Origin of the sequence: Paraburkholderia sp. EG287B (genome assembly GCF_040965595.1) — a bacterium.
Taxonomy (GTDB): Bacteria; Pseudomonadota; Gammaproteobacteria; order Burkholderiales; family Burkholderiaceae; genus Paraburkholderia.
This window is the reverse complement of the sequence record NZ_JBFRCG010000010.1, coordinates 220,416-240,142: the sequence shown is the minus strand read 5'-3', so window position 1 is coordinate 240,142 and position 19,727 is coordinate 220,416. Positions and strand designations below refer to the sequence as shown.

General features: G+C 66.8%; 19 protein-coding genes. 4 read left to right on the top strand and 15 right to left on the bottom strand.

Translation table 11 applies throughout. From position 1 onward, the window contains the following. Nucleotides 1-47 precede the first annotated feature (47 nt). Nucleotides 48-491 (top strand): PaaI family thioesterase, encoded by a 444-nt coding sequence (locus AB4Y40_RS20000; protein ID WP_069261437.1) that lies wholly within the window; start codon nucleotides 48-50, stop codon nucleotides 489-491. Nucleotides 492-580: 89 nt separating this feature from the next. On the opposite strand, the gene AB4Y40_RS19995 is transcribed toward AB4Y40_RS20000, so the two are convergent. The 9 genes from AB4Y40_RS19995 to AB4Y40_RS19955 all read right to left on the bottom strand — a co-directional run bounded on the left by AB4Y40_RS19995 (nucleotide 581) and on the right by AB4Y40_RS19955 (nucleotide 9,782). Then, nucleotides 581-1,429, bottom strand: a complete 849-nt coding sequence (locus AB4Y40_RS19995) for an ureidoglycolate lyase (RefSeq protein ID WP_342918499.1) — start codon at nucleotides 1,427-1,429, stop codon at nucleotides 581-583. 69 nt (nucleotides 1,430-1,498) lie between these two features. Next, nucleotides 1,499-2,242 (bottom strand): SDR family oxidoreductase, encoded by a 744-nt coding sequence (locus AB4Y40_RS19990; protein WP_368689244.1) that lies wholly within the window; start codon nucleotides 2,240-2,242, stop codon nucleotides 1,499-1,501. A 157-nt stretch (nucleotides 2,243-2,399) separates the two neighbouring features. Then, nucleotides 2,400-3,275, bottom strand: a complete 876-nt coding sequence (locus AB4Y40_RS19985) for an amidohydrolase (protein WP_368689243.1) — start codon at nucleotides 3,273-3,275, stop codon at nucleotides 2,400-2,402. Between the two features lie 3 nt (nucleotides 3,276-3,278). Further along, nucleotides 3,279-4,316, bottom strand: coding sequence for an aldo/keto reductase (locus AB4Y40_RS19980; protein ID WP_368689242.1), 1,038 nt, complete (start codon nucleotides 4,314-4,316; stop codon nucleotides 3,279-3,281). A 57-nt stretch (nucleotides 4,317-4,373) separates the two neighbouring features. Continuing rightward, on the bottom strand, nucleotides 4,374-5,687 hold the full coding sequence (locus AB4Y40_RS19975) for a UxaA family hydrolase (protein WP_368689241.1): 1,314 nt from the start codon (nucleotides 5,685-5,687) through the stop codon (nucleotides 4,374-4,376). Between the two features lie 42 nt (nucleotides 5,688-5,729). Continuing rightward, nucleotides 5,730-6,059, bottom strand: a complete 330-nt coding sequence (locus AB4Y40_RS19970) for a UxaA family hydrolase (RefSeq protein WP_368689240.1) — start codon at nucleotides 6,057-6,059, stop codon at nucleotides 5,730-5,732. 15 nt (nucleotides 6,060-6,074) lie between these two features. Next, on the bottom strand, nucleotides 6,075-7,115 hold the full coding sequence (locus tag AB4Y40_RS19965) for an ABC transporter permease (RefSeq protein WP_368689239.1): 1,041 nt from the start codon (nucleotides 7,113-7,115) through the stop codon (nucleotides 6,075-6,077). Beyond that, nucleotides 7,105-8,616 (bottom strand): sugar ABC transporter ATP-binding protein, encoded by a 1,512-nt coding sequence (locus AB4Y40_RS19960; protein WP_368689342.1) that lies wholly within the window; start codon nucleotides 8,614-8,616, stop codon nucleotides 7,105-7,107. The genes AB4Y40_RS19965 and AB4Y40_RS19960 overlap by 11 nt, the downstream gene beginning before the upstream one ends. A gap of 83 nt (nucleotides 8,617-8,699) precedes the next feature. Continuing rightward, on the bottom strand, nucleotides 8,700-9,782 hold the full coding sequence (locus AB4Y40_RS19955; protein WP_368689238.1) for a sugar ABC transporter substrate-binding protein: 1,083 nt from the start codon (nucleotides 9,780-9,782) through the stop codon (nucleotides 8,700-8,702). A 233-nt stretch (nucleotides 9,783-10,015) separates the two neighbouring features. Here AB4Y40_RS19955 and AB4Y40_RS19950 point away from each other — a divergent pair, with 233 nt between their 5' ends. Together AB4Y40_RS19950 and AB4Y40_RS19945 are read left to right on the top strand one after the other, a co-directional pair. After that, the gene (locus tag AB4Y40_RS19950; protein ID WP_368689237.1) at nucleotides 10,016-10,849 is read left to right on the top strand and encodes an IclR family transcriptional regulator; all 834 of its coding nucleotides are present in this window, start codon (nucleotides 10,016-10,018) and stop codon (nucleotides 10,847-10,849) included. 121 nt (nucleotides 10,850-10,970) lie between these two features. Then, nucleotides 10,971-11,516: a hypothetical protein gene (locus tag AB4Y40_RS19945; protein ID WP_368689236.1), complete on the top strand. Its 546-nt coding sequence runs from the start codon at nucleotides 10,971-10,973 to the stop codon at nucleotides 11,514-11,516. A 30-nt stretch (nucleotides 11,517-11,546) separates the two neighbouring features. On the opposite strand, the gene AB4Y40_RS19940 is transcribed toward AB4Y40_RS19945, so the two are convergent. The 4 genes from AB4Y40_RS19940 to AB4Y40_RS19925 form a co-directional block, all read right to left on the bottom strand. Continuing rightward, the gene (locus AB4Y40_RS19940) at nucleotides 11,547-13,910 is read right to left on the bottom strand and encodes a GNAT family N-acetyltransferase (protein ID WP_368689235.1); all 2,364 of its coding nucleotides are present in this window, start codon (nucleotides 13,908-13,910) and stop codon (nucleotides 11,547-11,549) included. Nucleotides 13,911-14,147: 237 nt separating this feature from the next. Beyond that, nucleotides 14,148-15,749 carry a peptide chain release factor 3 gene (locus AB4Y40_RS19935; protein WP_368689234.1) on the bottom strand — a complete coding sequence of 534 codons (1,602 nt, stop codon included), beginning with the start codon at nucleotides 15,747-15,749 and terminating at the stop codon, nucleotides 14,148-14,150. Between the two features lie 566 nt (nucleotides 15,750-16,315). Then, nucleotides 16,316-16,609 carry an H-NS family nucleoid-associated regulatory protein gene (locus tag AB4Y40_RS19930; RefSeq protein ID WP_069261447.1) on the bottom strand — a complete coding sequence of 98 codons (294 nt, stop codon included), beginning with the start codon at nucleotides 16,607-16,609 and terminating at the stop codon, nucleotides 16,316-16,318. A gap of 105 nt (nucleotides 16,610-16,714) precedes the next feature. Beyond that, the gene (locus tag AB4Y40_RS19925) at nucleotides 16,715-16,942 is read right to left on the bottom strand and encodes a hypothetical protein (protein WP_254319783.1); all 228 of its coding nucleotides are present in this window, start codon (nucleotides 16,940-16,942) and stop codon (nucleotides 16,715-16,717) included. Nucleotides 16,943-17,326: 384 nt separating this feature from the next. On the opposite strand from AB4Y40_RS19925, the gene AB4Y40_RS19920 reads away from it, so the two are divergent. Then, on the top strand, nucleotides 17,327-18,577 hold the full coding sequence (locus tag AB4Y40_RS19920) for a helix-turn-helix transcriptional regulator (protein ID WP_368689233.1): 1,251 nt from the start codon (nucleotides 17,327-17,329) through the stop codon (nucleotides 18,575-18,577). Nucleotides 18,578-18,593: 16 nt separating this feature from the next. Here the strand turns inward: AB4Y40_RS19920 and AB4Y40_RS19915 are convergent, their stop codons facing one another. Both AB4Y40_RS19915 and AB4Y40_RS19910 read right to left on the bottom strand, forming a co-directional pair. Continuing rightward, nucleotides 18,594-18,815, bottom strand: a complete 222-nt coding sequence (locus tag AB4Y40_RS19915) for a hypothetical protein (protein WP_342918486.1) — start codon at nucleotides 18,813-18,815, stop codon at nucleotides 18,594-18,596. Between the two features lie 158 nt (nucleotides 18,816-18,973). Next, a complete protein-coding gene (locus AB4Y40_RS19910) occupies nucleotides 18,974-19,585 on the bottom strand; it encodes a BON domain-containing protein (RefSeq protein WP_368689232.1) in 612 nt (203 codons plus the stop codon). Nucleotides 19,586-19,727 lie beyond the last annotated feature (142 nt).

Sequence of the window (19,727 nt, the reverse complement as noted above, 5' to 3'; positions counted from 1 at the left end):
TAGAGTGGTTAGGAAACCACTCGGGGATAGACCCAGGGAACGCGACGATGACAGATCTTGTGGACCGCGCACGCGGCGCATTGCACGCCCAACCGTTCAGCGTGCTGCTCGGAACGGAACTGACCCACGTGGGAGCCGACGAGCTGACCCTGCGCCTGCCCGTACGCGACGACCTCAAGCAGCAGCACGGCTACGTGCATGGCGGCGTGATCAGCTATCTCGCCGACAACGCGCTGACCTTCGCCGGCGCGCTGGCGCTCGGGCCGCGGGTGGTGACGGGGGAATACAAGATCAACTATCTGCGCCCGGCGCTCAAGGGCACGCTGATGGCGCGGGCGCGCGTGGTGCACGCGGGGCGCCACCAGGCCACCTGCCAGTGCAGCGTGTACGTGATGGAAAACGGCGACGAAAAGCTCGTGGCGCTCGCGCAGGGGACGGTGAACCGGCTCGCGGAAGGCAGCGGGCCGGAAGACAAAAGTCCGACGAACTGAAAGGTCCGCGCCGTAAAACGAAGCGCGCGAGGCGAAGCGGGTGTATCCCGCCTCCCCTCGCGCGCTTTTTCGTGTGTCTTCAGGCGCGCTTACTCGGCCGCGCGCGTTTTCTGCTGCTGCTCGCCCAGGCCCTCGATGCCAAGGCGCACCGTCTGCCCCGCCTTCAGGTACACGGGGTTCGGCTTCACGCCCATGCCCACGCCCGGCGGCGTGCCGGTGGAGATCACGTCGCCCGGCTGCAGGCTCATGCACTCCGAGAGATACGAAACCAGCTTCGCGACCGTGAAGATCATCGTGCGCGTGCTGCCGTTCTGGTAGCGATGGCCGTCGACTTCGAGCCACATGGAGAGGTTCTGCGGATCGGCCACTTCGTCGCGCGTGACGAGCCACGGGCCGGTCGGGCCGAAGGTGTCGAAGCCCTTGCCCTTGTCCCACTGGCCGCCGCGCTCGATCTGCCATTCGCGCTCGGAGACGTCGTTGATCACGCAGTAGCCCGCCACGTAGTTGAGCGCATCGGCCTCGCTCACGTTCTTCGCATGCTTGCCGATCACCACGCCCAGTTCGACTTCCCAGTCGGTCTTCTTCGAGCCGCGCGGGATCTCGATGTCGTCGTTCGGGCCGACGATGGCGCTCGTCCACTTGTTGAAGACGACCGGCTCGCCCGGCACCGGCATGCCCGACTCGGCGGCGTGATCGGCATAGTTCAGGCCGATGCAGACCATCTTGCCGATATGGCCCACGCAGGGCCCGATACGCGGATTGCCCTCGACGAGCGGCAGCGTTTCCGGGTCGATCGAGCGCAGTTGCGCGAGGCCAGCGTCCGAGAGCACGTCGCCCGCAATGTCGGCCACGTTGCCCGAGAGCGCGCGAATGCGGCCTTCGGCGTCGAGCAGGCCCGGTTTTTCGTGGCCCTTCGGGCCATAGCGAAGCAGTTTCATCGTCTGTGTTCCTCGTGTGTCTGTGCGTTGCAGTCGGTCAGAATCGCCTGGGGCGATGGTTCGGGCTAACTAGTTCGACCATCCGCCGTCGATCACATGCGCCTGGCCGGTCGTGAAACCGGATTCGTCGGAGGCAAGGTAGAGCGCGAGCGCCGCGATTTCCTCGGGCTTGCCCACGCGCCCCATCGGCTGGCGCGCAACGAACGCAGCGCGCGCCGCGTCCACGCTCGTGCCCTGCGCCGCCGCCTGCGTGGCGATGCGCTCCTCCAGCGACGGCGACGACACGGTGCCCGGGCAGATCGCGTTGCAGCGGATGCCGCGCGTCACGAAGTCCGCGGCCACGGCCTTCGTCAACCCTATCACAGCGGCCTTCGAGGCGCCGTAGACGAAGCGGTTGGGCACGCCCTTCACGCTCGACGCCGCCGACGACATGTTGATGATCGATCCGCCGCCCTTCGCCAGCATTGCCGGCAGGAAGGCGCGGATGGTCCGGTACATCGCCTTCGCGTTCAGATCGAACGCGAAGTCCCAGTCTTCTTCGCTCGCTTCCAGAATCGAGCCCGCGTGCACGAAGCCCGCGCAGTTGAACAGCACGTCGATCGCGCCCAGTTCCTGCGCCAGCGCCGTGATGGCCGCGGCGTCGAGCACGTCGAGCTTGCGCGCCTCGACCGGCAGCGCCGCCAGCGCGTCGATGCGCAGGTCCGTGGCGATCACGCGTGCGCCTTCGCGCGCGAACAGTTCGGCGGCCGCGTAGCCGATGCCCTGGCCCGCCGCGGTGATCAAGGCCGTCTTGCCGGCCAGTCTTTGTACCATCTGCCACTCCGGTTGGAAGCGCGGCACGGCGATACCCCGTATTGCAGCAGGCGTCTCATGCCGCGATCGAGCGATGCAATCGCGGGAAGAAGTTGGGATGACGCAAACGGCCATTATGGCGACGCAGGCGCGCCTCGTGGCGTTCGGCGGACGTTTTCTAACCGGCTGGAGGGTCCCCGAGCCCGGTTTTAAGCCGGTAGAAAGCCGCAGCGTTGCCGCCGAATACGGCGGCGCGCTCGTCTACGGAAAGTGCTTGTGTAAGCTGTTGCGCACTTGCGTGCCAGCGCGCGTAGTCGCCGTTGAGGTTCAGCACCGGCCAGTCGCTGCCCCACATGAGGCGTTGCGGCCCGAACGACGCAAGCAGATGCGCGACCCACGGCGCCAGCGTGGCGTCGTCCCAGCCGGGCGCGGCTTCGGTCGCGAGCCCCGAGAGCTTGCAGTGCACTTGCGGAAATCGCGCGAACCGCGAGATGGCCTGCGACCACGCCGTGTAACCGCTTTCGCCACCGTCGGCAATTGGCGGCTTCGCGCCATGATCGATCACCACGCGCAGCGCGGGATTGCGCGCGAGAAATGTCGCGAGTGCATGCGCATGGCGCGTGAAAACGAGTGCGTCGAAGGCGAGATCGTGTGCGATGAGCGCTTCCACGCCGCGCGCGGTATCGGCGTTCTCGATCCAGTCGTCGTCGGGCAAATCCTGCAGCATGGGGCGCACGCCGCGCAGCTTCGGCTCGCGCGCGAGTTCGGCGATCAGCGTGGCGACATGCGGGTCGTCCAGCGGCACCCAGCCCACCACGCCTGCAATCGACGGCTCATGGCGCGCAAGATCGAGCAGCCAGCGCGTTTCTTCGACAGTCGGCGCGGCCTGCACGACCACCGTGCGCGCCACGCCGCACGACGCGCGCAGCGGCGCGAGATCGGCGGGTCCGAACGCGCGATAAAGCACGGTCATCGAGGGCGTGAGCCAGCCGTAGTCGCCGCGCGCGGGGTCCCAATAGTGCTGATGGGCGTCGATCCGTTCGGTCGTAGCCATGGCTCAGGCCTGCGGAAGCGGCGCGCGCGGATCGAGGAGACCCTTGTCGCGCAGCGCGAGCCACAACTCGCTGGGCAAATTCGTCTCGAACGAGGCGACGTTCTCGCGCACCTCCTGCGGGCTGCGTGCGCCGTTGAGCACTGTCGCCACGGCCGGGTGCGCATACGGAAACTGCAGCGCCGCCGCCGCGAGCGGCGCGTCGTAGGTCCGGCAGATCGTATCGAGCCGCGCCACGCGTTCGACCACTTCCTGCGGCGCGTCGGCGTAGTTGAACTTGAGTTCCCCGAGCAGCCCGTGCGCGAGGATGCCCGAATTGAACGCGCCGCCGAGCAGAATGCTCACGCCCTTCTTCTCGCATTCGGGCAGCAGGTCGTCGAGCGGCGCCTGTTCGAGCAGCGTATAGCGGCCCGCCAGCAGCGCGCAGTCGATGTCGAACTCCTGCATCGCCTCGCGTATCACTTCGCGCTCGTTCACGCCGAAGCCGATCGCCTTGATCGCGCCCGCCTTGCGCAGTTCATCGAGCGCCTTGAAACCGCTGTCGCGCAGTTGCCGCCAGTAGTGCTCGTTGCGCTCGCCGTGCGTGTAGCGGCCGATATCGTGCACGAGCAGGATATCGATATCGACGAGGCCGAGCCGCTGCTGGCTGTCCTCGAACGAACGCAGGATGCCGTCGCGCGTGTAGTCGAAGATCGCCTCGAAGGGCAGCGGATTTTGCCAGCCCTCGCTGCCGTCGTAGGGGTGCGTGCGCGGCACGAAATGGCGGCCCACTTTCGTGGAGATCACGTACTCGTTGCGCGGATAGCGCCGCAGCGCCGCGCCCAGCCGGTGCTCGGCCTTGGTGTGGCCGTAGTGCGGCGCGGTGTCGAAAAAGCGCATGCCGGCTTCCCACGCGGCGTCGACGGTGGCTTGCGCCTCTTCTTCGGACAGGTCGCGATACAGGCCGCCGAGCGGCGCGGTGCCTAGACCCAATGCGCTGACTTCGAGCGCCGTGCGGCCGATGCGGCGCCTGTGCGCCACCCTGGGATGCTGTTCTTGCGCCATGGCTCGTCTCCTCCGGGAGATGGTTGTTCCCACAACGAAATCGTCCGACTGCGCGGTTCAGTTCGCGGCTGCGACGATCGGCACGCGCGCACTGGCGGGCAGGCATGCGGGACCGACGGGCTCGAAGCTCTTGTACGTGAGGATAAACTCCTGGTGCCCGAGCATTTCCGACTTCGAACGCTCGCCGCCCGCCACCGCCAGCGTGCGGTCGAACACTTCGCGCCCCACTTCGTCGAGCGTCGCGCGCCCTTCGAGAATGCGGCCCGCGTCCACGTCCATGTCGCCGGCGAGGTTGCGGTAGGTCAGCGGGTTCGCGCACACTTTGATGACCGGCGCAAGCGCCGAACCCACCACCGACCCGCGCCCCGTCGTGAACAGGATCACGTGCGCGCCGCAGGCGATCAGCTCCGCGATTTCCGCATTGTCGCTGATATTCGGAAAGCCGAAGCGCGGCTCGCCGTCGGGCACCACGTCGAGCAGATAGAGACCGCCCGTGGGCGGCACGTCACCCGGCTTCACGATGCCGACGATCGGCGAGGCGCCGCTTTTCGCATACGCGCCGAGCGACTTCTCTTCCTGCGTGGTGAGGCCGCCGTCCGCGTTGCCGACGGCAAACGAACCGTGGCCGAGAATCGAGTAGTAGCGCGCCGCCTTGGCCACGCACGCGACGATCTCCTCGCCCAGCTCGGGCCTGGCCGCGCGGCTCTTCATGTGGAATTCGCAGCCCACCAGCTCGCCGGTCTCCTCGAAAATGCAGGCCGAACCCGCCGCGATCAGCTGATCGAAGGCGCGGCCCACAGCCGGATTGGCGGTGATGCCGCTCGTGCCGTCCGAGCCGCCGCAAATCGTGCCGACCACGAGTTCGTCGAGCCGCATCGGCACCTTCTGTTGCGCGGCAAGTTGCGCACGCGCTTCGCGTACCCAGTCGAGACCGTACTGGATCGTGCTGCGTGTACCGCCCTTTTCCTGGATCGTCAGGACCTCTACCGGACGGCCGCTCGCGCGCACCTGCTCCACGAGATAGTGCTTGTTCATGCTCTCGCAGCCGAGCGAAACGAACAGCACCGCGCCCACATTCGGATGCGTGGTGAGCTGCTTCATCATCTTCTCGGCGTAGCTGTTCGGGAAACAGCCCGGAAAACCGATCAGATGCACCGGCGGCTCTTTTGGCTGCCGCAGCGAGTGCGGATCGTCGAACGCGCCAAAGGGCTCGCGGAACTGCGCGACGATTTCCTGCGCCACATGGTGCGCGCATTCCACGAGATAGGCCACCGCAACCACGTTGCGTATGCCCTTGCGGCCGTCGTTGCGCAGCCAGCCTGCGAGCATGGGCGCGGAGGCTGGTGAAGGGGTGACGTTGCTATCGCTCATAACTTGAATCCTGCTCGCGGCGCGTGCCGCATCATGGTGGCGTTACTTGTGCGGCACGAACTCGTGCCCCGCGTCGTGCGTATAGGTCGGCAAGTAATCGCTTTCCAGGTTGTGCGTGTGCAGATGCTCGCCGCGCGCCACCGGCTCGTTCACGTGGCCGATGCGCGCGCCATAGCGCAGCACCTTCTCGTCTTGCTCAAGCGCGCGGCGCGCCACTTTGTGACCGAGTTCGATCGTCTTCGCGAGCGTCACGCGCTCGCCTTCTATCTCCACCGTCTCGCCCGCTGCCAGACGCGCCGCCGCGATCAGGCAGTTGTCCTCAGGCGCGAGCAGAATCAGGCGTGAGTCGGTATGGGGTGCGTTGCCGTTCACAGATAGTCTCCGCGTTTAGTTCTGGGCCTCGCCGCCGGCGAGCCGCGCCACCATCAGCGAGCCGAGGATGATCGCCCCGTAGATCGCCTGAATCCAGAACGAGGGCACCTGGGCGAGCGTGAGCAGGTTCTGCACCACGCCGAGCAGCAGCACGCCCGAGAGCGCGCCGAGCATCGTGCCCTTGCCGCCGTCGAGCGAAATACCGCCGATCACGGCCGCCGCGAACACCGTGAAGATCATGCCGTTGCCCTGATTCGCGTTGATCGCGCCCACGTAGCCGGTGACGATCAAGCCGCCAATCGCGGCGAGCACGCTGCCGAGCACGAACACGCCCCACGTGATGCGCTCCACGCGGATGCCGGCGGCGCGCGCCGCGTCGGGATTACCGCCGATCGCGTAGAGCGCGCGGCCCACGCGGTGATAGCGCAGCATGAACGCGGCGATCGCGAACGCGGCAGCGGCGAGCCACACGGAAACCGGCAGGCCGAGCACGATGGTGGTGGCGAGCGCGAAGAACGATGAGGGCATGTCGAAGAGCGTGCCTCCTTTGGTTGCGCCCACCAGCATGCCGCGCAGCACGATCAGCATCGCCAGCGTGACGATGAACGCGTTCAGGCGCAGCCGCACCACCAGAAAGCCGTTGATAAAGCCGATCAGTGCGCCCACCGCCACGACGGCGGCGAGCCCCGCAAAAGCGGGCCATTGCAGGCCGAAGCCCGCCGAAGCGGCCGGCATGACGAGCATCGCGCCGACGGCGGGCGCAATGCCCACGGTCGATTCGAGCGAAAGATCGAACTTGCCCGTGAGCACGATCAGCGATTCGGCGAGCACCACGAGCGCGAGCGCAGCGGAAGCCCCGAGCACGCTGATGAGATTCGCGCGCGTGAGAAAGCTCGGGCTCACGAAGCCACCGATCACGAGCAGCAGCACCAGCGCCGGCAGCAGCGCGAAATCGCGCAGGCGCGCCAGCTGGATGCGCGGACGCGCCCGGCGAGCGCTCGCGGCCGCATCGGCCTGCGCCGCGGCGAACGCGGGCGTCGAAACACTATTCTTCATGGAGATCGACTCCTTCAATCGATGCGATCAGTTCGTGGTCCTGCCATCCGGCCGCCATCTCGGCGACCACCTCGCCGCGAAACATCACGAGCACGCGGTCGCAGGTGCGCAAGTCGTCGAGTTCGCTCGACACCACGAGCACGGCCTTGCCTTCCTCGCGCACACGGCCCACGACCGAGAGCAACGCTTGCTTCGACTTCACGTCCACGCCCGCCGTCGGGTCGATCAGCACGAGAACGTCAGGATTGCTTGCCAATGCGCGCGCCATCACCACCTTCTGCTGGTTGCCGCCCGACAGCCCCGACACCACATGATCCGGACCCTGCGCGACGATGCCGAGCGCCTCGATCATGCGCTTGCCGAATGCCTGCTTCTTCGCCGGCGGGGCGAAACCGAAGCGCCCCAGCAAGCCCGCAATCGTCATGGAAGCGTTCTCGGCCACCGACTGCGTGAGCACGAGCCCTTCGTGATGGCGGTCCTTCGGCACGCAGCCCACGCCGCTCGCGAGCGCCGCGGGCACGTCGCCGGGTGTGAGCGGCACGCCCTTCACGCGAATCTCGCCCGCGCGCTGCGCCGCGAGTCCCGCAATCGCCTCGCCCACGCTCGTGCGGCCGCTGCTTGTCGCGCCCGTGAGGCCCACCACTTCGCCGCGCTTGAGCGTGAACGACACGTCGTGATAGTCATGCCCCGTGAGGCTGCGCACTTCGAGCGCGAGCGGCGCGTTGGCGGGCAGCGCCGCGCGCGCCGCCGCATCGGCGACATTCAGGCCGCCGCGCTCGCCCGTCATGGCTTCGATGAGCCGCTCGCGCGGCAACTCGGCCACGCTTGCGCTCACGATGTGCCGCGCGTCGCGCAGCACCGTGACGGCCTGGCAAATCTCGTACACCTCCTGCAGATGGTGCGAGATGAACAGGAACGTCACGCCTTCGCGCTGCAATTCGTCGATGCGCCGGAAGAGCCGCTTGATTTCGTCGCCGTCAAGTTGCGCGGTCGGTTCGTCGAGGATGATGAAACGCGCGCCATACGAAAGCGCCCGTGCGATCTCGACGAGCTGGCGCGCCTCGACCGTGAGGTCGCCCGCGCGCGCGTTCTCGCGCACGTCGATGCGCCAGTGGTCGAGCAGCGCACGCGCGTCGCGACGCATGGTGGGCCAGTCGATCACCCCGCGCCGGGTTGGCTGGCGATTGATGAAAAGGTTCTCCGCGACCGTGAGATCGCGAATGATGGTCGAATGCTGATACACGCAGGCCACGCGCTCGCGCCAGGCGTCGCGGTCGGCGAGCGCGGGCGCACTCTCGCCGTTGAAGCGCACGCTGCCTTCGTCGGGCTTGCGCAGGCCGGTGAGGATCGAAACGAGCGTGGACTTGCCCGCGCCGTTTCGGCCCACCAGCGCGTGCGATTCGCCGGCCATCACGCGCAGGCTCACGTCGGCGAGCGCCGCGGTGGAGCCATAGCGCTTCGTCACGCCGCTCGCCTCGACCACCGGCAAGCGGGCCCGCATGGCCGCCTCGCGGCTGCCCGCCCATAGCGCGCCGCCCCACGGCGGCGCGCTATCCGCCACGGCCCGATCGCTGGTTCGATCGTTCATTTGACGGTGTTGCCCCACAGGTTCTTGTCGTCGACGTTCTGCTTCGTCACGAGCGGCGCCGGCAACTGGTCTTCGAGAATGCCGGACTGCAGCTGGATGATGGTGCTGTCGTGATCGGTCTTGCCCGGCTTGAACGTCTTGCCCTCCAGCGCGGCCTTGATGTAGTAGAGGCCGTACTTCGCATAGAGGTCGGCGGGCTGCGATACGGTCGCATCGATCTCGCCCTTGCGGATGGCGTCGAACTCCTGCGGAATGCCGTCATTGGAAACGATCACGATGTGCTTCGGATCGCCCGCGGGAAAGAGCAGCTGCTTGCGGCGCAGCGTTTGCAGCGTGGGCGAGAGATACACACCGCCCGCCTGCATGTAGATGCCCTTCACGTCGGGGTTCGCGGTGAGCAGGCTGTCCAGCGAGCTTGCCGCGACGTCACCCTTCCAGCCGGCCGGAATTTCGAGCAGCGACAGATTCGGATAGTGCTTCAGGCACGCGCGGAACGCTTCCGAGCGGTCGCGGCCGTTCACCGAGGCGAGGTCGCCCATGATCTGCACGACCTTGCCCGACTTCACGTGCTCGCCGATGTATTTGCAGGCCTGCTCGCCGTAGGCGCGATTGTCGGCGCGCACGACCATCGCCACGTTGCCCTGCGTGGGCGCGACGTCCACGGCCACGACCTTCACGTCTTTCTGCGCGGCGTTGCCGAGCGCGCGGCTGATCGCCGCCGAATCGATCGGCCCGACCACGATGCCCTTCGCGCCCAGATTGATCATGTTGTTCATGTCCGTGATCTGCTGGGCGGGATCGTTGTTCGAGTTCACGGGCGCGAGGATGTCGATGCCGTCCTGCTTCGCATAAGCGCCGAGGTAGTTGTTGTACGACTGCCAGAACGGCGAAGTGAGGAGCGGCAGGCCGAGGCCGACCTTGCCGGGTTCGGCTGCGTTAACTGCACTCGACGCGCCGAACGCCGCAGCACAGGCCGCGGCGACGCACAGCGTCCGGGTGGAGGCGCGGGCGAAGGCGCCGCGCGCTTGATGAATGCCGGTGGAGCGGCGGGCCTTCGAGAGCCCGAATGCGAACGCCATGTGTGTCTCCTGTCGACGCGCCTCGCACGCCGATGCTGTCGTTGATGAATCGCATGTGTTTGCCGCGCCCACGTGGAATGCTCGAAGCGCCGGCGACCCGTTGCAACTGCCTCTTCCTTATCTGACGATGCTGGTTTTTGTTCACCAGTGAACGTATTATTCATATACGCACATCGCGAGGTCAAGCGATGTGCAGTGCAGCATGGGTCCGTGATTTCCCTGGGGACGATCGAATGGAAAAGAACACGAAGAAGCGCCAGACGGACAACGTGCCCGAAGAAGCCGACGAGAAAGACGACGCCGATCGCTATCGCGCGCCCGCGCTGGACAAGGGGCTCGACATTCTCGAACTGCTTGCGGAGCAGCGCGCCGGCCTCACGCGCGCCGAGATCACGAAGGCGCTGGGGCGCAACGCGAGCGAGATCTACCGCATGCTCGAGCGGCTGGTGGCGCGGCAATACGTCATCCGCTCGGAAGGCGGCGACCGCTATGCGCTGAGCCTGAAACTCTTCGCGCTCGCCCACCGTCACCCGCCCATGGAGCGCCTGATCTCGGAAGCGCTGCCGCTCATGCAGCGCTTTGCCGACGAAGCCGAGCAGTCCTGCCATCTCACCGTCTACGACCGCGGCAACCTGCTCGTGATCGCCCAGGTGGACGGGCCGGGCACCTGGGGCATCGCGGTGCGGCTGGGTTCGCGCGTGGGTCTCGTCGATACGAGTTCGGGCCGCACGCTGCTCGCCTGGCAAACGCCGGAGCAGCGCGCGCACATGCTCGCGGAGCATACGAAGGTGAAGGGCGAGGTGGCGATCGACCACGCGGCGCTCGAAGCCGCGTGCGAGCAGGTGCGCGAGGCGGGCTTCTCACGCAAGGACAGTCAGCAGATTTTCGGCGTGACGGACGTGACGTTTCCCGTGCTCGGGCCTTCGGGTCAGGCGATCGCGGCGCTCACCTGCCCGTTCCTCAAGCGCATCGACGACTATGTCGCTCCCTCGCTCGATGAGGCGACCCGAATGCTTAGCGCGACCATGCAGACCTTGTCGATGTTTCGCGAGGACGGCGCGGCCTGATGCGCAGTGGGGCTCAAGCCGGCCACGCAAAACGGTTAGAATGGCGGCCCTCTCAAAAAAACCTGTGCGCCGCGCGCTGCCGCAAAACGGCGAGCGAGCGGCTCACGCGCATTCGAAACCCATGGCGAAACTTCTGACCGATCAAGAATTCCAGCGCTTTTCCGAGCTTCAGCAGAAACAGGCGAGCTTCACGATCTCGGCCGACGAAGCCGACGAACTGCGCGACATCGTCGCGCGCGCGCAGAAAAAGCGCGACGACCGCGCCGACGCGATGAAGACCGTCGAAACCGCCATCGCGCAATTCGAAATCGCCCCCGAGGAGCTTTTCACGGCCGAGCAGATCGCCGAAGCCGCGCGCAATTTCGGCCTGATTCCGGCCACGCGCAAGGAGCGCGTGCTGCCGCCGTCGCTCACCTTCAACGGCAAGACGCACCAGTGGACCACGCGCGCGCTGCCCGAGGAAATCCGCATGCCGCTGTTCGAGGCGTTCCAGGGCGGCCAGTCGGTGAAGGCGTTCATCGCCACGCCCAAGGACGCCGCGCGCTGCGCCGCGACCATCGCGCGGCTGGAGAAGGAAACCGGCGCGCAGTACGGCGAGGCCTGGCTCGAAGAGCTCGCCCTCACGCGCGGCCAGATCGACGACGCGCTCGCGAAGCTGGCCGCGTAAGCGCCGTCACGAACCAGGCCGCGTGCCCGCTCAGTCGAGCGGCATGCGAAAACCGACCACGCCCGGGTCTTCCGTGGGCGTGACGGTGAAGCCGCAGGCGCGCGCGAGGCCGATCATCGGCGCGTTCTCGCGCAGCGCCTCGCCGAGCAGCCAGTGCGTGCCGCGCGAGCGCACGTACTCGATGATGCGCGACATCAGCAAGCGGCCAAGGCCGCCGCGCTTGAGATTCGACAGAATCGCGACCGCGAACTCGGCGGTCTCGTTGTCCGGATCGGCCACGGCGCGCACCACACCCAGCGTGCGCGGCTGGCCGTCCTCGCCACGCACGACCGCGATGAGCGCCATCTCGCGGTCGTAATCGATCTGCGTCATGCGCGCGAGCTGCGTGTGATCGAAGCTGCGGACCGCCGAGAAAAAGCGCAGGCGCAAGTCGTCGGGCGTCATCGACTCGACGAACGTGCGGTGCATGTCCTCGTCTTCGGGACGGATCGGGCGGATCGTGAGGCGCTCGCCGTGCCAGTCGATGGTTTCTTCCAGCCGCCGCGGATACGGCATGATCGCGAAGCGGCTGCGCTTTTCCGCGATCTGCAGGCTGGGCGCAACGACCACGACCGCCTCGGGCAGCACACGCAGCGTCAGACGCATGCCGACGATTTCCCGCACCTCGCACACGAACTGCGATAGCTCGGTGAGCGCGGCCAGCGTCGGCTCGGGCGCCGTGTAGCGTGCGTAGGGCGAGTGCGCGACGATGTCGCGCGAGAGCACGGGGTTCAGCGGCGGCAGGCTGTACACGCGCAGCGGCGGCGAAAAGTCGTCCGGCGAAGGCGCGGCGAAACGGAACACCGGGCCGAAGTTGTCGTCGTCGCGAAACTCGACCGACACGTCCACCACCGGCTTCACGCCCGGTTCGTCCTGCGCCTGCGTGGCGAGTCCGAACAAGGCCAGCAATCGGCCCGCCTCCTCCCCTTTCAGTTCCGTGCGTCCGGCCGCCAGCGCCGCGCGCGCTTCGCCCTGCGCGGCCTCGATCGCGGCGGGCCCCTGGGCGGGCATCGTCTCGGGCGTCTGCATCAAGAGCTCGCGGCCCAGCCGGTAATCGACGAGACGCGCAAACGCACGCGCCAGGCGCCGCGGCGTGGTGTGCACCGGAATGCCGTGCGCGTGCAGTTCGTCGCGCGTGGTTTCGTCCACGCCGCCGAAGAAACACGCGAGCATGCCGCGATACGCGAAACGCTGTTGCTCGATGAGGGTGCGCGCCACCGCGTCGACCGGCGCGCTGTGGGTGGGCGCGTGCACGACGAACGCCGTGCCGCTCGAGCGGTGCGGAGCGAGCGTTTGCAGCGCGAGGCCGAAGTGCTCGGGCTTCGCGGTGTCGCCGAGCACGAGCGGATTGCCGGCTTGCGCGTGCGGCAGCGCGGCCTGGACGGCCGCGAGCGCTTCGTCGTTCCAGCGGGCGAGCGTGTCGCCGGCTTTCATGAAGGCGTCGCGCGCAAGCGTGGCCACGCCGCGGTCGCTCGTGATGAGCGTGGCCGTGTCGCTCGCAGCCACGCGGCCCACGCCGAGCGTTTCGATTTCGTCGAGCAGGTCGTCGAGCGTGTCGACACGCACGAGGCCCGCGCGCCGGAAGGCCGCCGTGTAGAGCGCATCGCCCTTGTCGTCGCGGCCGCTGCGCAGCGCGAGCACGGGCTTGTTGCGCGCCGCCGCGCGCGCCGCCGACATGAACTTGCGCGCCGCGCGGATCGTGTCCACTTCGAGCAGGATCGCGCGCGTGCTCGGGTCGCTCGCGAGATAGTCGAGCACGTCGCCCACGTCGACGTCGGCCTCGTCGCCGAGCGCGATCACGTGCGAGAAGCCCAGGCCGCGCGGCGCGGCCCAGCGCAGCACCGCGTTGGTGAGCGCGTTGGACTGCGACACCCAGGCCACGCCGCCCTTGCGCGCAATCGATGCCGCCGCGCCCAGCTGCGCGTTGAGCGCGGGCGTGAGCGCGCCGAGACTGCCGGGGCCGACGATGCGCAGCAGATGCGGGCGCGCCGCCGCCAGCGCGTGGCGCAGGTCGGCCTGATCGGCTTCATCGCTCACCTCGCCGACGATGATCGCCGCGCGCGTGCCCATGCCGCCCAGGCGATGCACGAGCGCGGGCCACGTGGCGGGCCGCGTGCAGATGATGGCGACGCCGGGCGCCTCGGGCAGGTCGCCTGCGTCGGCGAGCACGGGTCGCCCGTCGAAGGCTTCGAAGTCGCCCGCATGGCGCGGATTGACGGCCCACAGCGGGCTCGTGAAGCCGCCATCGATCAGCCGCCGCCACACCATGCTGCCGATGCTGCCGGGGCGCTGCGAAGCGCCGATCACGGCCACGGATTTCGGCTGGAACACTGCATCGAGATTGCGTACGGTCACAGGCACTCCTCGTCGGTCGGACAGGCGCTGGCCATCCAGGCGAACGCCGGTTTGTCGTCTTTTACCGTTACGAGAAGAGGATAGGGCAAGCGCGCAGGCGCTGCGCAATTTTCGCCCGGCGCGTATGAGCGCAAATGCGGCGGTATGGCGTCGCACGCCGCCCTGGGCGTGTGACACCACGATGCACAAGAGGGAAGTTCGCTGGTTTGTGAACGCGGCGCGAGCGCGCCGCGCGTGTTACATCGACTTGCGGAACGGCGCGCCCGAATGCTCGCGCAGCTCGTTGAACACGATCTTCGGCCAGGCCTTTTGCGCGACCTCGATTTCGGAGACGTGCGAGGCGAGATAGGTCGGCGCGTTCGACGCGTCGTAGGCCATGCGTGCCTCGTACGAATCGGTGAAGCGGCGCAGCTCGGTGGGATCGTCGCAGGTCACCCAGCGCGAGAGGCGATAGCGCGCGGGCATCAGGCGCACGGCAACCTTGTACTCGGCCGCGAGGCGGTGCGACACCACTTCGAACTGCAGCTGGCCGACCGCGCCCAGAATCGTCGCGCCGCCGTGGATCGGGCGGAACACCTGGATCGCGCCCTCTTCGCCGAGCTGCTTGAGCGCTTCGCCCAGTTGCTTCGCGCGCATCGGATCGACCACTTCGATGGTCTGGAAGATTTCCGGCGCAAAGAACGGCAGACCCGTGAATTGCAGGTCTTCGCCTTCAGTGAGCGTGTCGCCGAGGCTCAGCGTGCCGTGGTTAGGAATACCGATGATGTCGCCAGGATACGCCTCGGCCACGGTCTCACGGCGCTGCGAGAGGAAGCTCACCACGTTGTTCGCGCGGAAGGTCTTGTTGTTGCGCGTGACCTTCAGTTGCATGCCGCGCTCGAAATGGCCCGAGCACACGCGGATGAACGCCACGCGGTCACGGTGCGCGAGGTCCATGTTGGCCTGCACCTTGAACACGACGCCCGTGAATTTCGTTTCGTCCGGCGAGACCGGACGCTGCACGGCCATCCGCGGCGACGGCGGCGGCGCGAGATCGACCAGCGCGTCGAGAATTTCCTTCACGCCGAAATTGTTGATCGCCGAGCCGAACAGCACCGGCGACTGCTCGCCCGCGAGGAAGGCGTCGCGATCGAAGGTGGGCGTCGCGCCCGTGATCAGCTCGACTTCTTCCTTGGTGCGCTTCCAGTGATAACCGAAGCGCGCTTCGCCATCGGCTTCGCTGAGGTTCTGCAGCGTTTCCACCGCGCCGCCCAGCGACTCCTGGCCCGCGCGGAACACGCGCACCTGGTCGCGCTGAATGTCGTACACGCCCTGGAACTCCTTGCCCATGCCGATGGGCCAGGTGAACGGCACGGCTGCCACGCCCAGGTGCTGCTCGATTTCGTCGAGCAGGTCGAGCGGCTCGCGCACTTCGCGGTCGAGCTTGTTGATGAACGTGAGAATGGGCGTCTTGCGGCTGCGGCAGACTTCGAGCAGCTTGAGCGTTTGCGCTTCCACGCCGTTCGCGCCGTCGATCACCATCACGGCCGCATCGACGGCCGTGAGCACGCGGTAGGTGTCTTCCGAGAAGTCCTCGTGGCCCGGCGTGTCGAGCAGGTTGATGACGGCGTCGCCGTACTCGAACTGCATGACCGAGCTGGCAACCGAAATGCCGCGCTGCTTTTCGATCTCCATCCAGTCGGAGGTCGCGAAGCGGCCGCTCTTCTTGCCCTTCACGGTACCGGCGATCTGGATCGCGCCCGAAAACAGCAGCAGTTTTTCGGTGAGCGTGGTCTTGCCCGCGTCCGGGTGAGAAATGACCGCGAACGTGCGGCGGCGTCTGAGTTCGGCTACTGACATGGATCTGGCGGGTATCACGGATGAATTCGGGCAACCGGGCCGCGCGGCGGGGGTTGCGGCGAGCGCGGCGGCGCTTGCGGGCGCGTTTTCAGGCAACGCTTACGGCGCGTGCGGCGGCAGTGCGCGGACCGCGACGCAGGGCAAATAGCACGAGCGATCGGGAATGTCCCGCGGATGCCGGCGCAAAAAAAGCGAAAAGGCGCCGGGACCGAATGATACACGGCATTCGCCCCGCCGACTAAAGGTTTGATGGGGTTCGAACGGGTTAGGCGTGCGGATTGGCACCGCTTCGGCAAAGGTGAGCTTTTACAGGACCTCGATGCGAGTACACCGTCGACACCTTCGTGCACCCGCCGCACTCGCAAGTCGCCCCTCATTTTCGCGAGGATTTCCTTTCGCCTCAGACGTCTACCCGCTGCGTGAACGTCGTGGTCCCGCACGTCGCGGCGTGCCGCTGCGCGCCGCGCGGGGCGTGAGGTGAGCTTTTTCGGGAGGCTTGAAGCGCCGCGGCCGTCACATCGGGTGCTGCGCACCCCTGGTGCAACGGCCTGGCGAGAATTGGCCCGTTATTCCTTGATGAGGAAGCGTTCGCGGTTCTTGCCCGCCAGCCAGCCCGGCGCACGGCCACGGCCGCTCCAGGTCTCGCCGGTTTTCGGGTTCATGTAGCGGGCCGGCAGCGCCTTCTTGCGCGCGGGGCCTGCACGCCGGCTCGTGAAGCCCAGTTCTTCCGCGGTGATGTCGTACTCCGCGATTTTTTCCTTGATCTCGGCGATCGCCTGGTCAATTTCCTTTTCACGCGCCGCAGCCACTTCCTTGTGAAGCTTCTCCAGCTGGGCGGTCAGTTGCTTGTAGCTCGGCATGAAAACGCATCTCCAGTTCGGTCAAGAGAGTGCCATTGTGACCGGTTTGGAGCCCGTGCGACGATGCAGGCGCGCTTTTTTACAACGCTACCGCAAACGTTGGCGTTACCGTTCGCGCTGTCGCAGCGATTCGTGCGACAGACGGCTTTCGAGCGCGCGCAGCGCTTCGTTGAGCCGTTTCACGCGCTGCACCTGCGAAGGCACGAGGTTCTCGCTGGAAACCGACTCGAGCCGGCCGCGCCAATAAGAGAGCGGAATACGGTCGCGCCCCGAGAGCCGCCCGATGATATGTTCGAGATGCTCAATGTCCTTTTCGAGTTGGTGATGATTCATCGCTGCCCCCGGTAATGACAAATTTTATCGAGCGCGCACAAATAGCACGCACTCACTTTCGTCGCATCGCCGCTTTTCCGCACGCTGCGGATAATCGGTCAGTTTGGTAATCGCGCTGGCTGACCGTGCAAAATGCACGCCGCAGCGGATTGACGGCTTTTGTTCGTACTGTCAGACCAGAATAAGGCCAGCGCGCCCGGCTATCCGTTGGATACCGCACGGAATCTCAAAGGCCGCTCCTCCACGCTGACGGTTGTATCCGCATCCATATCGGAAGGCAGATTAACGGGGGCTATTGCGTCTGTATATTCCTCAATTGTGGAACGCTATGCGCAGCGCATTTTGTTGCCGACGGCTTTTCACAATACGAACAACGAGAATGGCGTGAAAACAAACGAATCACAATACGACCGCCTGCTGCATCTTGTTTACGACACACTCGATAATCCTTGCGCCTGGAAGGATTTTTGCGCGCAATTGCGCGAGGCGACTGGAGTGGCGTCGATTCATCTGTATGCCTTTGACCGGCAGCGCGATCTGTTTTCCTGGAGCGACGGTTTCGCACTCGCCGGCGCGGAACCGCTGGAACGCATCCGGCCGCTGTACCGCGACGATGCGCGCCTGGCATGGCTGCGCGCCTACCCGCCGGGCAAGTGGCTGCATTGCGGCATCGAATTCGACTGCGCGGACGGCGACTGCGCAGCCGGGTTCGAACTCTGTCCGCTCGAAGAAGGCCATCGCTGCGCGGCGCTGTGCAAGCTGATCGAACAGAACGGGCTCGCCGTCATGCTCGCGTGCAGCGCGCACGCCGAGGCCGGGCCGCTCCCGGGCGAGCATCGCGCACTGCTCGAGCGGCTCACGCCGCACCTCGTGCGCGCGGTGCGCCTGTATCTACGCCGCTTTGCCTTGAACGCCGACACGCTTGCAAACCGCTCACGTCCGCCAGCGATGCTCGTGAGCGCGCTGGGCGAGGTGCTCCATAGCAACGAGGCCGCACAGCGGCTCCTGAAGGCGACCTCGCTCGTGCGGGTGCGCGGCCGGCGCATCACGCTCGCGGCACCCCATCACGCGCGCCTGCTCGAGGACATCGCCGTGAGCGAGGCGCGCCTGCGTAACCGCATGAGCGGCGCGCGCGCGGCGGCGGCGCGCTTTCGCGCGTTGCGTATCGTCGGCGCCGCCGACGGCACGCTCGCGCCGGATGCGCCTGACGCTGCGGCCGCAACGGACCCGCACGGCCAGACCCATAGCGGGCGGGGCCGCGCACAGGCCTCGGCGAGCCAGCAGGAGGTGCTCTACGCGTTCTATAACGTGGTGACGGCCGACGACGCCTCGGCCCCGGAATTGCGCGCCTTCGCGGCGCTGACCTTCTACCACCCGCGCTCCGCGCCGCTGGTCGACGAGCGGGTGCTCGCCACGGCCTTCGATCTCTCGCCGGCCGAATGCCGTATTGCGCTGCTGCTCGCGGAAGGTCTCACGCAAAAGGAAATCGCCGCGCACGTCGGCGTGCAGCACGACACCGTGCGCAAACAATTGCAATCGATCTTTCAGAAGACGGCGACGCGCCGCCAGCCCGACCTGCTGCGCCTGTTGCTGAATCTGCCGGCGCGCGGCACGGGCGCCGCCGCCGAAGGCTGAGCGGCGTGCGACAGGCTTATTGGGCCTTGCGGCAGGCGAATACGAGGGTGTAGTTGCCGTTGTCGGTCGAGGTCGCGACGGTGTCGTAGCCTGCGCCGGCGCAACGGGCACGCGCCTGCTGCGCGCAGGAATCGCGATCGCCCGAGGCCGGGCATTGCACCTGGATCGTCGGTCGGCCGTCCGACAGGAACAGCGGCGGCCCGCTGCTGCATGCAGACAGCCCCGCGATCAAGGACAACGCGCACGCCGCGAACGGCAATCTGCGCAAACGGAACAACGACGAACCAGGACGAGTCATTTGGAGCACCCCAACGGGCTTCTAGTTTTTCGACGTTGCGATTGTGCCATGCCGCGAGCCATGTGCGATGCATCGCCGCGAGCGCCAGCTGTGCGCGCTCAGGGCGCCGTCGAAAGCGTCTTGTACGGCAGCGCGCCGCGTGGGTCCGAACTCACGCGTACGAAGACCTGCTCGACGTCGGGAATCGCGGCGAGCCTGCGCTCGAGCGCTGCGCTGTCGAAGCCCGGACCCACGCAGCCTTCCGCGTAAACGAAACGGCGCTGCACCGTGATCCAGATGCTCGTGCCCACAAACAGGGCATCGCCTTGCAGTTGCTGGCGAATCGCCGCTGCAATGTCCGCATCGTAAAGATACGAGTTCGGCTTCGAGCATTTGTGCGCGAGCCAGCAGGTCGTGCCGCGCTCCACACGATAGTGGGCGTCGTCGTCGGCTTCGGCTTTCGTCATGCGCGGGCCGAGCGGCTGCGGGCAGGCGCTGATCGCGCTCGACAGCGCGAAGAACGGGTCGTTGTACCAGTTCTTGCGCTGGGTGTCCGGTGCGTTCTCTGCCTTTGAGGCGTGCGCGGAGGCGCCGGCCTGCGCTTGCGCGAGCGCCGCGCCCGCCCAAATGCCCGCGAAAACGCCCGCGCAAACGAGCGCTGTTGCAAGCCGCGCTGTCCGCGCCGCCCGCGCGCGCCACGCACCTGGGCCGCCCTTACCGTTTGCACTCATCGACTGTCACCTCACCGCCTCACTCCGGCTCGCTCTTCTGCGCAACGATAGGACCGCGCGGCCACGCTCGCAATAACGAGAAAAATCCTTTCGTTACAATCGCTGCGACGCACCACCGCCTCGCCGCATGAAGAGACGCAGC